The 13,531-nt window shown below is 71.0% G+C and carries 14 protein-coding genes and 1 pseudogene; 7 read left to right on the top strand and 8 right to left on the bottom strand.

All coding sequences use genetic code 11. The annotated features are described in order from the left end of the window. The first annotated feature begins 24 nt into the window (after positions 1-24). Positions 25-918, top strand: coding sequence for an NAD-dependent epimerase/dehydratase family protein (locus IF22_RS0131125; protein ID WP_030337920.1), 894 nt, complete (start codon positions 25-27; stop codon positions 916-918). Position 919: 1 nt separating this feature from the next. Here the strand turns inward: IF22_RS0131125 and IF22_RS34780 are convergent, their stop codons facing one another. The 4 genes from IF22_RS34780 to IF22_RS0131105 all read right to left on the bottom strand — a co-directional run bounded on the left by IF22_RS34780 (position 920) and on the right by IF22_RS0131105 (position 3,986). Then, positions 920-1,894, bottom strand: a complete 975-nt coding sequence (locus tag IF22_RS34780; RefSeq protein ID WP_245233786.1) for a glycoside hydrolase family protein — start codon at positions 1,892-1,894, stop codon at positions 920-922. 294 nt (positions 1,895-2,188) lie between these two features. Continuing rightward, the gene (gene trxA / locus IF22_RS0131115; protein ID WP_425339862.1) at positions 2,189-2,500 is read right to left on the bottom strand and encodes a thioredoxin; all 312 of its coding nucleotides are present in this window, start codon (positions 2,498-2,500) and stop codon (positions 2,189-2,191) included. Between the two features lie 14 nt (positions 2,501-2,514). Then, positions 2,515-2,898, bottom strand: coding sequence for a MerR family transcriptional regulator (locus IF22_RS0131110; protein WP_030337917.1), 384 nt, complete (start codon positions 2,896-2,898; stop codon positions 2,515-2,517). A gap of 134 nt (positions 2,899-3,032) precedes the next feature. Further along, positions 3,033-3,986: an AraC family transcriptional regulator gene (locus tag IF22_RS0131105; RefSeq protein WP_167337356.1), complete on the bottom strand. Its 954-nt coding sequence runs from the start codon at positions 3,984-3,986 to the stop codon at positions 3,033-3,035. 254 nt (positions 3,987-4,240) lie between these two features. On the opposite strand from IF22_RS0131105, the gene IF22_RS0131100 reads away from it, so the two are divergent. The 4 genes from IF22_RS0131100 (at position 4,241) to IF22_RS34080 (ending at position 9,203) form a co-directional block, all read left to right on the top strand. After that, positions 4,241-5,785 (top strand): flavin-containing monooxygenase, encoded by a 1,545-nt coding sequence (locus IF22_RS0131100; protein WP_030337915.1) that lies wholly within the window; start codon positions 4,241-4,243, stop codon positions 5,783-5,785. 115 nt (positions 5,786-5,900) lie between these two features. Then, complete coding sequence (locus IF22_RS0131095) at positions 5,901-7,112, top strand: low temperature requirement protein A (RefSeq protein WP_051708893.1); 1,212 nt, start codon at positions 5,901-5,903, stop codon at positions 7,110-7,112. 159 nt (positions 7,113-7,271) lie between these two features. Then, positions 7,272-8,168, top strand: a complete 897-nt coding sequence (locus tag IF22_RS0131090) for a hypothetical protein (protein WP_030337913.1) — start codon at positions 7,272-7,274, stop codon at positions 8,166-8,168. 75 nt (positions 8,169-8,243) lie between these two features. Beyond that, on the top strand, positions 8,244-9,203 hold the full coding sequence (locus IF22_RS34080) for an alpha/beta hydrolase (protein ID WP_030337912.1): 960 nt from the start codon (positions 8,244-8,246) through the stop codon (positions 9,201-9,203). On the opposite strand, the gene IF22_RS0131080 is transcribed toward IF22_RS34080, so the two are convergent. Beyond that, entirely contained in the window at positions 9,161-10,261 is a 1,101-nt protein-coding gene (locus tag IF22_RS0131080) for an aldo/keto reductase (RefSeq protein WP_030337911.1), read from the bottom strand. The genes IF22_RS34080 and IF22_RS0131080 overlap by 43 nt on opposite strands. A 131-nt stretch (positions 10,262-10,392) precedes the next feature. Here IF22_RS0131080 and IF22_RS0131075 point away from each other — a divergent pair, with 131 nt between their 5' ends. Together IF22_RS0131075 and IF22_RS35255 are read left to right on the top strand one after the other, a co-directional pair. Further along, complete coding sequence (locus IF22_RS0131075; protein WP_030337910.1) at positions 10,393-10,998, top strand: TetR/AcrR family transcriptional regulator; 606 nt, start codon at positions 10,393-10,395, stop codon at positions 10,996-10,998. 61 nt (positions 10,999-11,059) lie between these two features. Continuing rightward, entirely contained in the window at positions 11,060-11,239 is a 180-nt protein-coding gene (locus IF22_RS35255; RefSeq protein ID WP_156058023.1) for a hypothetical protein, read from the top strand. A 139-nt stretch (positions 11,240-11,378) separates the two neighbouring features. Here IF22_RS35255 and IF22_RS0131065 read toward each other — a convergent pair whose 3' ends face one another. From IF22_RS0131065 to IF22_RS34775, 3 genes and pseudogenes are all read right to left on the bottom strand, one after another. Further along, on the bottom strand, positions 11,379-11,969 hold the full coding sequence (locus tag IF22_RS0131065; RefSeq protein WP_036412717.1) for a DUF305 domain-containing protein: 591 nt from the start codon (positions 11,967-11,969) through the stop codon (positions 11,379-11,381). Between the two features lie 70 nt (positions 11,970-12,039). After that, complete coding sequence (locus IF22_RS36340) at positions 12,040-13,140, bottom strand: DUF1996 domain-containing protein (protein WP_342446915.1); 1,101 nt, start codon at positions 13,138-13,140, stop codon at positions 12,040-12,042. A gap of 84 nt (positions 13,141-13,224) precedes the next feature. Further along, positions 13,225-13,531, bottom strand: a pseudogene (locus tag IF22_RS34775) (C39 family peptidase); the annotation flags it as partial.

Here is a 13,531-nt window from a genome sequence, read left to right as displayed (position 1 = left end):
GCCGGCGGCGACGAAGATGTGGTCATGAGCAATTCCGCACTGCCCAGGCGTGTCGTCGTCACCGGGGCCACCGGCAAGCTCGGCCGAGCCGTGGTCGCCCACCTGCGCGCCGTCGGCGTCGACGTGTTGCCGGTGGACCGCACCGGTGGCCGCGACCCGCGCGACGTGAACGGCGAGTTCCTGCTGGCCGACCTGACCGACTACGGGCAGGTGGTGGAGGCGTTCACCGGAGGTGCCGACGAGCACGCGGGCGGCGTCGACGCGGTCGTGCACCTGGCGGCGGTGCCGGCCCCCGGGCTGATGTCCAACGCGACCACCTTCGCGAACAACTCCGCCGCGACCTACAACGTGTTCGCCGCCGCTCGGGCGGCCGGCATCAAACGGGTCGTGTGGGCGTCGAGCGAGACGGTGCTCGGCCTACCGTTCGACACCCCGCCGCCGTACGCGCCGGTCGACGAGGAGTACGCGCCCCGGCCCGAGTCGACGTACTCGCTCAACAAGACACTGGAGGAGGAGATGGCCCGGCACTTCTGCCGGTGGGACCCGGAGCTGGTCATGGTGGGTCTGCGCTTCTCCAACGTGATGGACGTCGAGGACTACGCGCCGTTCCCCACCTTCGACGCCGACCCGCAACTGCGCCGGTGGAACCTGTGGGGCTACATCGACGCCCGCGACGGAGCCCAGGCCGTCGAGCGGGCCCTAGCCCACGACCAGCCCGGCGCCGACGTCTTCATCATCGCCAACGCCGACACCGTCATGACCCGCTCCAGCGCCAGCCTGATGGCCGAGGTCTACCCGGACGTCGAGGTCCGCAAGGAGCTGGGCGAGTACGAGACCCTGCTCAGCATCGACAAGGCCCGCCGGGTGCTGGGGTACGAGCCGCAGCACTCCTGGCGGGACCACGTCGACCTGCTGTAGGTCAGCGCGCCGCCTGGTAGGCACGGCCGACGGCGGTGGCCGTGCCGCCGGTGCGGAACAGCCCGGTCTGGTCCTTGTCCGTGGCGGGCAGGCCGAACCACGCGTACCGGTGCAGCCAGGACAGGCCGCCCAACATCCGGGTGGCCGCGGTGAGGAACGCGGCCTGCTGGGCCTGCGTGGGGAAGCGGACACCGTTGGAGAAGTCGATCAGGGCGAACTCGGTGAGCCAGATCGGCAGCCCGTACCGGTCGTGCACGGCCTGCAGGTACGACCTGAGCTGGTTGACCGCGTTGGCGGTGGTGAAGTCGCCGCCGTACCAGTGCAGGGCGATGAAGTCGACGCGGTAGCCGCGCTGCTTCGCCCCGGCCATGAACCGGTCGAGCCACTCACCCGGCCGGTCCCCGCCCCAGGCGACCGCCGGGCTGCCCAGCGGAAGGCCGGTGGCCTGCAACCGCGGCCACAGCTCCAGCGCCTGCTCGACGGTCATCTCCGCCTGACCGTTCAGGTCCGGCTCGTTGAACCCGAGCAGGTAGCGGCCGTTCTGCTTGGCCTGTTGCAGGTTGCTGGCGGTGACGCTCTTCGCCCCCCAGATCATGGGGACGAACTCGGTGCCCTGCGGACTGGCGACGCCATGGTGCTTCACGTCCCAGGTGTAGTACCAGCTCGCCCCGGAGTCGGCCAGCGCCTGGCTGACGCCGTCGAAGGTCCACACCCCGACGCCCTTGCGCTCCGAGGTCGCCGCCGGGGAGGCCGGGGCGACCGGACGCCCGGTTGTCGGCCGCACCGCCGGCGTCGGGAGCGGGGTCGGGGCCGCCCCCGCCGGGCTCGCCGTGGCGGTGGGTGCGCTCGGCCCGGTCGCGCCGGGCTGCGAAGCCGTCGGCGTGGGCGCGTCGAGGGCCTGGGTCGCCGCCGGGGCCGGCGTCGGCCCGGTCGGCTGCACCACGACGATCACACCGGTCACCAGTACGGCGACCACGGCGGCCACCAGGAGCGGCCACAGCAGCCGCCGCGCGCCGACCGGGAGACTGCCGAGCGTCCCGCGTCGGGGTTCCGCGTGGACGCCTCGTCTTCCCCTCGCGGCGTCCGCTTCACCCGGGCCGGTTGCGCGCATCGTCTCGACTCCCTCACCTGGTCGTACCTCTACCTGACGGGGGCATGGCGGACGAACCGCCAGCTGCCTCCCCTCAGGAGACTGGCCGGCCGGACCGGGATAACGATTTCCGCGGCTGATGGTGGCCGGGAGCGCTGTCCCCGGGCGCGCTGCCGGCCGTTACCACCCGGCCTGTGCGGTCAGGGTCTGTCGCAGGTACGTCTTCGGCCGCGACCCCACTGTCGAGCCGACCACCTCGCCCTGACGGAACACCAGCAGCGTGGGCAGGGACATCACCTGGTAGCTACGGGTCGCTACCGGGTTCTCGTCGGAGTTGAGCTTCGCCACGACCATCCGGTCACCGAACTCCTGGGCCAGTTCGACGAGGCTCTTCTCGATGGCCTTGCAGGGCGGGCACCAGTCCGCCCAGAAGTCGACGACCACGGGCCGGTCGCTGGCCAGCACCAGCTCCGCGAACGTGTCGTCGGTCACGGTGACCAGCGAACCTACTTCCGACTTCTGAGACATGTCTTCTCCCGATGGGCGATCGCGTGGGTGAGTTGACCGTGCAGTTGGTGGCGCACCGCGCCGAGCCGGTCGATGACGGCGTCGACCTCGGCGATCTTGCGCCGCAGCACCACCACCGAGTCCGGGCAGACGTCGCCGGAGCTGTTGCCGGCCCGCAGACAGGCGACGAACGGACGGACATCGTCGAGGCCGAAGCCGACGTCGAGCAGCGCCCGGATCTCCCGTACGACGCGCAACTCCGCCTCGTCGTAGATGCGGTAGCCGTTGGCGGAGCGCTGCGCCCGTACCAACCCGTGCGCCTCGTAGTAGCGCAGCGTGCGAGGGCTTGTGCCGGCCCGCTCAGCCAACTCGCCAATGAGCATCTGACCTCCTCCATCGGCCCGTCGCGACCACGCTAAACCTTGTCGTCGGCGTCAAGGCAAGCACCGGACGAGGCGCGGTCAGCAGCCAGAAATGCCCCTTTTGGGGGCGCGCCGCCGGGGCGAGGTGAGGCTCGTCACCGACGCAGGGTCGTCGACGGCGACTCGCCGAACCGGCTCCGGTATTCGGTCGCGAACCGACCGAGGTGCACGAAGCCGTGTTGCAGGGCGACAGTCGTCACGGAAACCCCTGGCGCGGCCGAACGGAGCGTGCGGTGCGCCGCGTCGAGCCGGCAGGCCCGCAGGTACGCGGTCGGGGTGGTCTGCAACTCACGGCGGAAACAGTCCTGCAGCGTTCGTACGCTCACCCGCAGCGCCTCGGCGACGTCACCGACGGTCAGCGCCTCGCCGTGGTGTTCGGAGATCAGGGCGCAGGCCCGGCGGACGAGACGCCCGGGGTGGGCGTGCTGGTCCGGCTCGGCGAGCAGGTGGGAGTGGCTGTGCCGGTGGGCCAGCAACAGCTTGCCGATGAGCCCCTGCTCGAAGCGGGCGGCGACCTGCGGGTGGTCGAACAGCGACGCGTCCGCCGGCTGCGACAGCTCGTCGGCGAGGAACGCCACCCCGCGCGCCCACGCCTGCGCGGTCGCCGTGGTCATGAGCATGCCGACGTCCAGGCGGACCGGGTCGTCCACCGGGCGGCCCAGCAGGCGGGCGAGTTCCCGGTCGACGGCGCGCCGGTCGGCGTAGAAGATCCGGTGGGGAGAGCCCTCGGACCACCGCATGTCCGAGGCGTCGTACGGGGACAGGACCGAGGCGACGTCGGGGGTCGAGGTGACGGTCTGACCGGCGTGCCGGACCAGTGTGCTGCCGGCGCTGGGGATCTGGACGAGGTAGAAGGTCTCCAGCGCGGGCGGTTGAATGCGGACCGCCTGCCCGTAGTCGAGGTCGATGACTCCCACCCCGCCCGCCCGGCGAGCCGCCATCCGCAGGCGCACGCTGCGAACGCCCGCCTGCGGGGTGAGCCGGTGTGGACAGAAGACGCGGCCCACCTCGGCGCGCGCCCGGTCGACGTCGTCCGTCCGGACCGTCACCGCATCCATCCGACACCTCCCGGGCGTCCTGTCGCGCTGACCGTAAGGCGTGTGCGGGCCGGAACAGCCCGGAAAGCCGTCGACCCGACAGCAAGAAGAACCCCCGGCCGCGTACCTCGGACAGTGGCCGCGTCGCGCGGATAGCGACAGTCGCGGCGTGCTCGCTAGCGTGCGAGCACCGCGGGTCGGTCAGGGTCGGCACGGGTTTCCGGCGCTGCTTCACGTCGCAGGGTTCACGTCGTTTGGAGGAGACCATGAGGATTGCTGTCGTCGGTGCCGGATTCGCCGGTGTGAGCGCAGCGAAGGTGCTGCGACAGAGCGGATTCGACGTCACCGTGTTCGAGCGCGCGCCCGACGTCGGCGGGGTGTGGAGCCGTACCCGGCGCTACCCCGGTCTGACCACCCAGAACGACAAGGGCACCTACCACCTCTCCGACCTGCCGATGCCCGCCCACTACCCGCAGTGGCCCTCGGGCGAGCAGGTCCAGCGGTACCTGGAGACCTACGTGGAGGAGTTCGGGCTGGCCAGCGCGCTGCGCCTGTCCACGGAGGTCGTCTCCGCCGAACTCGTCAACGACGAGACCGGGTGGCTGGTCACGTCCCGACCGACCGGCGCCCAGGAACCGTTGACGGTGCAACGGTACGACCACCTGATCGTCGCCAACGGCATCTTCTCCGACCCGCTCGTGCCGTCCTTCGACGGGCAGGCGGCCTTCGCCGCCGCCGGAGGGCGCGTACTGGCGACGGGGGAGTTCCCCGACGTCGAGGCGGCCCGAGGTAAGAACGTCCTGGTGGTCGGGTACGGCAAGTCGGCCTGCGACGTGGCGGTCCCGGTGAGCGAGGTCGCCGCCCAGACCCACGTGGTGGCCCGGGAACTGCTCTGGAAGATGCCCCGCAAGCTCGGTGGGGCGCTCAACTACAAGTACCTGCTGCTCACCCGGATGGGTGAGGCGCTCTTCCGCTACCTGCACCTGAAGGGCTTCGAGCGGTTCCTGCACGGCCCGGGGAACGGCCTGCGGCAGCGCATGGTCACCAGCGTCGGCTCGGTCGCGACCCGGCAGTTCAACCTGCGCGCGCTGGGCCTGGTGCCCAACGGCAGCTTCGAGGACATCGCCCGCAGCACGGTCAGCCTCGCCACCGAGGGCTTCTTCGAGCGGGTCACCGACGGCCGCATCGTCGTGCACCGGGATCAGGTGATCACCGAGCTGCTGGTCGATGACGCTGGCCGGCCCGCCGCCCACCTGGCCGACGGCACGGTGCTCCCCGCCGACCTGGTGATCTGTGGCACCGGCTTCCGCCAGCACGTGCCGTTCCTCGACGAGGCGGTGCACGCCCGGCTGCAGGACGACGCCGGCAACTTCATGCTCTACCGGCAGATCCTGCCGCTCGGCGTGCCGCGGCTGACGTTCGCCGGCTACAACTCGTCGTTCTTCAGCCCGCTCAGCGCGGAAATGGCGGCGGTCTGGACGGCCGCGTACCTGCGGGGTGGCATCACCCTGCCACCCGAGGACCGGATGCGTGACGAGGTGCGCGCCCGGCTGGCCTGGATGACGGCACGCACCAACGGACGGCACGCTCGTGGCACGAACATCATCCCGTTCTCGATGCACAACATCGACGAGGTGCTCGACGAACTGGGACTCAACGTCGGCTCGCTGACCCGGGCCCGGCAGTGGCTGTTACCGGTCGACCCGGGCTCGTACCGCGGGGTGACGGCACAGATGATCCGGCGTACCGCCGACCCGGTATCCGCCATCAGCGACGACAGCCCGATAAAGATGGATAAAGTACGCAGATAGGGGATCAGGCGGGACCGGTCGGTGAGGAGGCTCGGGGACGATGGCAGCGGAACAGGGCCACCACCGTGGTGCGTCCGTGCCGGCAGCCCCGGCCGGCTGAGCTGTCTCGACGTCCGTGCTGAGGCGCGCCGAGTTCTTCCGTGGCCTCGGGGACAGCAGGAGCCCACGCTCGGCGACCGTCCTGGAACTGCTCTTCGACATCGTCTACGTCTTCGCGCTGGCCCGCCTCGCCGGGCGGGTCGGGGACGACCTGACCATCGTCCGGCATACGCTGCTCTCCGAGGCGGGCCAGACGGTCCTGTTCTTCACCGCGATGTGGATGATCTGGTCGCTCAACGCCCTGCTGGCGAGCACCTACGACCCCCGGCGCCCCGATCTGCAGGTCGTCCTGCTGGCGACGATGTTCGGCACCCTGGTGCTGGCGGTCACCCTGCCGCAGGCATTCGGCCAACGCGGCGTCGTCTTCGCCTGCACCTACGTCGTCATCCAGGTCGGCCGACCGCTCTTCCTGTCGTTCGCCCTGCGGGGCCACGCGGGTCACGCGTTCGCGCTCCGGGTGTTGACCTGGCACCTGGCGTCCAGCGTGCTCTGGATCAGTGGCGGCATCAGCGGTGGTCTCGGTCGGGGGATCTTCTGGACCCTCGCTCTCGCCATCGAGATGGTCGGCGCCGCCACCACCTACCCCCTGCCCCGCCTGGGTCCGAGACAGATCGACAGCCTGCGGGTCACCGTCTCGCAGGAGCATCTCGCCGAGCGGTACAACCAGTTCTTCATGATCGCTCTCGCCGAGGTGGTGCTCGAAGCCGGCGCCGCGGTCAGCTTTCCGGGCTTCTCGACCGAGGGAACAATCACCCTCGTCGCCTCGTTCGTGGCGGTCGTCTCGTTCTGGCGAATGTACTTCTACCACGTCAGATCCGGCCATGCCTCGACCCCGAGCGGGGAGGGGATCCAACTGTCGCGGTGGGCGAGCTACAGCCTGCTGTTGATCGTCGGTGGCATCATCTGCACCGCGGTCGGCTTCGGTCAGGTCATCGAGGACCCACACCCGCCGATCGACTGGGCGCTGGTGGCCATCATCTTCGGCGGCCCGGTGCTGTTCCTGATCGGGCGGAGCACCCTGGAACGGGCGAGCCGATCCGCACCTCGGTGTCGGGTGCTCTATCTCGGCGCTGTGGCGCTGGCCGTGGCGGCCCCGGTAATGGTGCTGCTTCCACCGGTCGCCGTGGCGGCCGTCGCGGCGCTGATGCTGGCCGCCATCACCGTGTTCGACCAACGAGCCCACCGCCGAGTCCACCGGCTGGGGTCGGAGTCCAACCCGACGCTGTGATGATCCCGTTGCGGGCCGGCGGCCACTGCGCGTAGCGTGGTCGGGCACGCCGTCGAGCGGGAAGGAGGTCAGAACAATGTCCGATGTTCTGCGCCCCCTCCGCGCTCCGGCGTCCGCGCGGGTCTGACCCGGGGCGCTCGCTTCCCGGAGGACCAACCCATGACTGATCTGGTCATTCGTCCGCTCGTCGCGGGCGAGGAAAATCTGTTCGACTCCATGCCCGATCCGCTGCCGCAGCTGCGCCAGGTCGCGTACGCCGACGGGGTCGCCGGCGGCGGCTACCGGCCCGAGACCACCTGGGTCGCGTTGCGCGCCGGGCGGTTGGTGGGCCGCGCCGCCTGGCTCCTGCCGCCGGGCGCGGTCGGTGCCCCCTGGCTGGACCGGTTCGACCTGGACGCCGAGCCGGAGGTGGGCGCCGAGCTGCTGCGCGCCGCCCACGAGGCGCTGGGCGGTCCCGGTCTGTACTACGCCGCGCTGCCGGCGCACTGGCGGCGTCGGCCGGAGGTGCTGGCCGTGGTGCAGGCACCGATGGCGGCCGCCCGGCTGGCCGGGCTGGTCGAACGGGGGGAGCGGATCCGGTGCTCCTGGACGGGCACCCCGCTGCCGGCGTCCTCCGGGCGCTACGACTTCCGGCCGCCCGCCGACGTCGCCGAGATCAACGCGCTGGTCGCCAGGATCGTCGAGCCGGACGTGCTGACCGGCGTCGAGATCGCGCGGGTGGTTGCCGGTGTCGACCTCGCCACCGACCCACTGGCCTGGTTGGGCGACGCCACCGAGGAATGGCGCGTCGCCCTGGCGGCCGGCGACCCGGTCGGGTTGGTCGGCACCGCCGGAGACGCCTGCTACCCCCTGCTCGCCTACCTCGGCCTGCTCGACGAGGCGGCCCGGCCCGAGCTGCTGGCCGAGGCGGTGCGGGTGCTGGCCGCCGGTGGTGCCCGCGAGGTCATCGCCGATGTGGAGTCCCACCGGGTGACGGTGCTCGCCGAGTTGGAGCGGACCGGCTTTCGGCAGTTGCGTTCCCGGGTCGCCTTCGCGCCGCCGGACAGTCAGGAATAGCTGACCGGGTGCGCCCGGTCACCCGGGCGCACCCCCTCAGCCGGCGCGGACCCCGCCAGCTGTCAGCATCTGGGCATGCCGGAGATCATCGCCCTTCTCCTCGGCGGGTTGGCGCTGGTCGTGGCGGCGGTCGCCGGGCTCTATCTCTGGCCGGTCGGCCGCCGTGGGCTGTCGGTCGCGCCGGCCCGACCGCTCGACTTCGACACGGCCATCCGTGCCGCCGAGGCCACCATCGCCGCCGAGGCTGCCGATCCGGAGATCCGGCCCGAGTCGCGCAGCCGCCTGCTGAGCCACGGCTCCCGTACCGGCCGGGCCGTGCTGTTGCTGCACGGATACACCCTCGCGCCGGAGCAGTACGCGGGGTTGGCCGAGGAGTTCTTCGACAGTGGGTACAACGTCTGGATCCCCCGGGCCCCCCAGCACGGCACCGTCGACCGGCAGGCCCACCACCGGGTCCAGGCCGCTGAGCTGACGACGTACGCGGCGCAGGGTTGGGCCGTCGCGGCGGCCCTCGGAGACGAGGTGGGCGTCGTCGGGATCTCCGGCGGTGCCGTGCTGGCCACCTGGCTCGCGCAGGTGCCCGGCAACGTCGTACGCCACCTGTTGTTGCTGTCGCCGTTCTTCGGCCCGAACCCGCGACAGGCACCGGCGTACGCGGTCAAACCGCTCATCGTGCTGTACGGACGCCGCGTCCTGCGGGACCGCGTCACGTCGCGCGGATACTCCCTCGCCGCCGTCACCCAGTACCTGACGATTGCGCGTACCCTGCCGAATCCGCCCCGACGGACCGGTCTGCGGACCGCGGCTGTCGCGATCAGCCCGCTCGACGCCGTGGTGGACCTCCGGGCGGCGGTGCACCTGCCGCGCCGGATCGCCGACGCGAACGCGATACCGCTGCGGGTGTGCACCCTGCCGGCGGAGTTGGGGGTCGAGCACAACACCCTCAACCTCGGCGTCGACGGCGACGAGTGGCGACGGCGGTACGTCGCGCTCTACGAGGGCGACCCGGCGCCGTTGAACACCGCAGGGGCGTAGCCGGCGGGCTTGTCGCCGATGCCGAGGCCGGGGCTCACCACCCAGGACTGGTACTGCGGGGTGAACATGCCGTAGAGCAGCGGGACCTTCGGGGCGCTCGCCTCGTCGAGCCGACGTCGGGCGTCGGCCGGGATCTCGAAGTCGAGCGCGCCGAGGTTGCTGGCGAGCTGTTCGGGGCCGCTGGCCCCGATGACCACCGACCCGACGGCGGGCTGGGTGGCCACCCAGTTGATCGCCACCTGCGCCATGCTGCGCCCGAGATCGGCGGCCACGCTCTCCAGCGTCTCGATCACCTGCCAGTCGCCGGGGCTGATCTCCCGACCCGCGGCGTCGGGGTTCGTCAGGCGGCCGGCCCCGCTCATGCCCTCGGCGGTCCGCCGGTACTTGCCGCTGAGCAGCCCTCCGCCGATGGGGCTCCACGCGGTGAGCCCCATGCCCAGGCTCTGCGCCATCGTCACGTGCTCCGCCTCGATGTCCCGGGCGACGAGCGAGTACGGCAACTGCACGTTGACCATCGGGGCCAGCCCGTGTGCCTCGGCGTAGCTCTGCGCCCGGGCCGCGTACCAGGCCGGTACGTCGGACAGCCCGGCGTACCGGATCTTGCCGGAGCGCACCAGGTCGTCGAAGGTGTGCACGACCTCCTCGACCGGGGTGATCCGGTCCCAGGTGTGCAGCAGGTACAGGTCGATGTAGTCGGTGCCGAGCCGGCGCAGCGACGCCTCCACGGCCCGCATGATGTGCTTGCGGCCATTGCCGCTGGCGTTCGGGTCGGACGGGTCGACGGTGTTGGTGGCCTTGCTGGTGAGCACGAGCCGCTCGCGTACGCCGGCCCGCTCGATCAGGCGGCCGAGGATCTTCTCGCTCTCGCCGGCGGTGTAGAAGTCCGCCGTGTCGATGAAGTTCCCGCCCGCCTCCAGGTACTGCCGGAAGATCGGTTCGGCCTCCTGCTCGGTCCTGCCGTACGCGGCGTGGAACCCGTCGACGCCGAAGTTCATGGTGCCCAGTGCCAGCCGACTCACCCGCAGACCGGACCGCCCGAGCAGGTAGTAGTGGTTCATGGTGGTGCCCTTCCGATTGTGGTGTCGGCCCGCTGCGGGCCACGTGTTCCAGACTTTTGCTCGGCAAAAATGGACCTGCAAGTCCAAAACCGAGCTAGGGTCGGACCCGCACCCCGAGACCAGGAGGTCCCATGACACGGGCGTTGACCCGCAAGGGCGAGGCGACCCGGGCCCGGATCGTCGCCGGCGCGGCCGCCGAGATCCGCGAGCGCGGCGTCGACGAGGTACGCCTCGAAGACGTGATGGCCCACACCGGCACCAGCAAGGGGCAGCTCTTCCACTACTTCCCGGACGGGAAGGAGGGGCTGCTGCTCGCGGTGGCGCAGCACGAGGCGGACCAGGTGCTCGCAGACCAGGAGCCGATGCTGAGCAACCTGACGACCTGGCCGGCCTGGCTCGCCTGGCGGGACCGGCTGATCGAGCGGTACCAGGCACAGGGGGTGAAGTGCCCGCTCAACGGTCTGCTCGGCCAGACCGGCCGGCGGGCGCCCGGCGCGCAGGCGATCGTGACCGGCCTCATGTGGCGCTGGCAGAAGGCGATCACCGAGGGCATCCGGCACATGCAGTCGACCGGCGACATGGCCGGAGACCTCGACGCCGACCGGGCCGCCGCGGCACTGCTCGCCGGCATCCAGGGCGGTGTGCTGCTGCTGCTCTCCACCGGGAAGATCGACCACCTCGAAGCCGTCCTCGACCTCACCATCGACTCGCTTCGGGCAGGTGCTCGAACGGCCTGATCGTGTGAGAATCTGCTCGTCCGGCCGTGCCCCGGTCGTTGTCGGAGAGGGGTGGTCGCTCGTGTCGGCAGGATTGGTGGCAGTGCTGCTCGGCGGCGGGATCCCGCTCGTCGCCGCGCTCCTGCTGATGATCATCGGCGCGCTGGGGCGTCGGGCACGGGCCGGGCGACTGACCGGCCGATACACGTCGCGTCCGGGCAACTCGTCAGACAACAGCTCGTCGAGCATGGGCGGAAGCTGAGGCCAGCCCCGCCCAACCTCCAGCGAACCTCCGCAACTGACCGTGCACCGCGACGCTCCCGCCCTTGGTGATCAAGAGGTTTGCGTCAGCGGGCTCGGCGTGTCGTGACGCGAACCTCTTGATCACCGCGGGCGGGGGTTCAGGTGGGTTCAGGTGGGAGGTGGGTGAGGTGGGTGGTGGCGTTGCGGGTTATGGCGGCAGCGAGCGCGATGGTCGCGGGCTGGACTCCGTTCTGCTGCTCCGCGGTGGCGATCCGGACCGACTGCGTCAGGTGCGCCCGCAGGTGCCCGGCGAGCAGACGGTGAAGCGGCGCCCCGGTGGCCGACCGCAGCGTCGCCAACTGCTCGGCGGTGACCATGCCCGGCATGTCGTGCCCCTCGTGCGGATTGGTCGTCGGCGCGCCAGCCTCGGCGAGTAGTTGGCGGGCGCGGTCCAGGTCCGCGCGCTGGGCGGCCGCGACCTGGGCGGCCGTTCGCCGCCAGGCCGGGTCGGTGGTGCGGGCCGGCACCAGATCGAGTACGGGCAGCAGACGTTCGGCCATCGCGGCGGTCAGTTGCAGCCAGGCGATGTCGGTCGGGTTGAACGACCCCGCCGTACCCGACGGTGTCGGCGCGACCGTCGCCGGTGGCGCGGTAACGGGTGGTGTGCCGGCCGCGTCCCGGCGCCCGGCACCGCAGCCGGCGACCAGCAGCACGGCGACGAGCAGGGCACCCGCCCTGGGTTGGCGCATCCGACTCCCTCCCCACCCGGGCGGCGGGCCCGGGATGACCGGACCCGCCGCTGAGGTGTGACCCGCTCGCTCAGATCGGTCGGCCGTCGTGACCGCACTTGATGACGGGACGGATGCAGTCCTGGACCCGACGGGCCAGCTCGGCCACCGGCCAGGCGTTGAAGAAGTCGCCGTGCATCGTGTAGCCCGGCCCGGACGCCAACCGGAACCGCGACGGGTCACCGGTGACCGGGTACCGCAGCACCTGCCGCAACTTCGGCACGTGCACCGGGTGTGTGCTCGGGCAGGCCTGGTTCACCGGGTACGCCAGGTGGCTCTTGTGGTCCGGTGAGTCGAGGTCGCGGCCGTTCCAGCACTGCGGGAAGTCCAGGTACGACTCCAGCATCGTGCCGGACGGGCAGTTGACGAAGTCCTTCGACGGCGGCACGTGTCCGGCGTGCAGGCAGGACCAGCGGGCGATGCTGTCGTTCGGCCCGGTGGCCTTCGCGTTGCCGGCGACGAGCCGCAGCCCCTGCGGGAACGGCTGGGTGTTCGCGACGACGTCGGCGCGTACGCCCTCGCCGAGGTAGTAGAACGTGGCGATCGCCGGCTCCACCGCGACGTTGTCCCGGTACAGGGTCGGCACCCAGTACGACGAGACGTCCACCCGCGGGTTGCAGGTGGTGGGGGAGTTGACCAGGTCGGGGAGCGTGGTGTTGGCGTTCGTCACGGTGCTGCCGAAGAAGCTGTGCATGTGCGAGGCCCCGGGCAGCCCGGGGAAGATGATCGGGTCGTCCGGCAACCGGTGACTGTAGGTGCAGTCGGCGGGGAACTCGGCGACCCGGATGGCGTTGGCGCCGAAGTCAGCGCCGACTTGGCCGGGGGCGGCGTCGGCCCGTTCGGTGGCGGAGACCAGGTACGTGCCGAGGAGCACCAGTAGTGCGCCGATCGCCGTGGCGAGGCGCAGTCGGCGGGGCATGCCGGAGAGGGGTGCGGCCCTGTCCATCGTGTGACTCCTGTCGGGAGGACGGGTCAGGGACAGCTCCGGCGCCGCCGCCGAAGACAGCGGAGTGTGTCCTGGCCAGACATGGTGGTGGCTTGTGAGCCCGGGAAGAGAGAGCGCTCTCTTCGTCCCAGCGTCACCTGTATGTCGACTCTTGTCAATACGTCCGGCAACTGGTGGAAAAGACACCGAAGGGCCGGGCCCCGTGGTGGGGTCCGGCCCTTCGGTGTTGGTGTGGTGCGGGTCAGCTGGTGGCGTAGCCGCGGGTGGCGAGCTGATGTAGTGCCCGCCCTCGAAGGAGTGGATACCACCGTCGGTGTCGGTGGTGGTGCCGGCGATGTTGGCGACCACGGCCCGGCCGTCGTCGACGGTGCGGACGATGTCGGCGCGCAGCTTGTCGGTCTGCTTGTCATCCGCGGCGGGCGTGCTGATCTCCACCGACCGGTAGGCGTCGTTCTTACCGGTCTCCTTGTTCAACACCGGGGTGATGTCGTTGATGGAGTTGGTGCCGGCTTCGGTGGTGCCCATTTCCTTGGCCATGGCGTCGACGCTGATGTCCTTGCCCTGCACGGACAGGGCG

This window comes from Micromonospora parva (assembly GCF_000718515.1).
Taxonomy (GTDB): domain Bacteria; phylum Actinomycetota; class Actinomycetes; order Mycobacteriales; family Micromonosporaceae; genus Micromonospora; species Micromonospora parva.
Note: the sequence above shows the minus strand (reverse complement) of the source record. Positions and strands in the feature narration are given on the sequence as shown.

Excerpts from the sequence above, each read along its gene's own strand:
- IF22_RS0131125 (WP_030337920.1), top strand. The coding sequence starts at position 25 with ATGAGCAATTCCGCACTGCCCAGGCGTGTCGTCGTCACCGGGGCCACC.
- IF22_RS0131110 (WP_030337917.1), bottom strand. The coding sequence starts at position 2,898 with ATGCTCATTGGCGAGTTGGCTGAGCGGGCCGGCACAAGCCCTCGCACG.
- IF22_RS0131100 (WP_030337915.1), top strand. The coding sequence starts at position 4,241 with ATGAGGATTGCTGTCGTCGGTGCCGGATTCGCCGGTGTGAGCGCAGCG.
- IF22_RS0131090 (WP_030337913.1), top strand. The coding sequence starts at position 7,272 with ATGACTGATCTGGTCATTCGTCCGCTCGTCGCGGGCGAGGAAAATCTG.
- IF22_RS34080 (WP_030337912.1), top strand. The coding sequence starts at position 8,244 with ATGCCGGAGATCATCGCCCTTCTCCTCGGCGGGTTGGCGCTGGTCGTG.
- IF22_RS0131080 (WP_030337911.1), bottom strand. The coding sequence starts at position 10,261 with ATGAACCACTACTACCTGCTCGGGCGGTCCGGTCTGCGGGTGAGTCGG.
- IF22_RS0131075 (WP_030337910.1), top strand. The coding sequence starts at position 10,393 with ATGACACGGGCGTTGACCCGCAAGGGCGAGGCGACCCGGGCCCGGATC.
- IF22_RS0131065 (WP_036412717.1), bottom strand. The coding sequence starts at position 11,969 with ATGCGCCAACCCAGGGCGGGTGCCCTGCTCGTCGCCGTGCTGCTGGTC.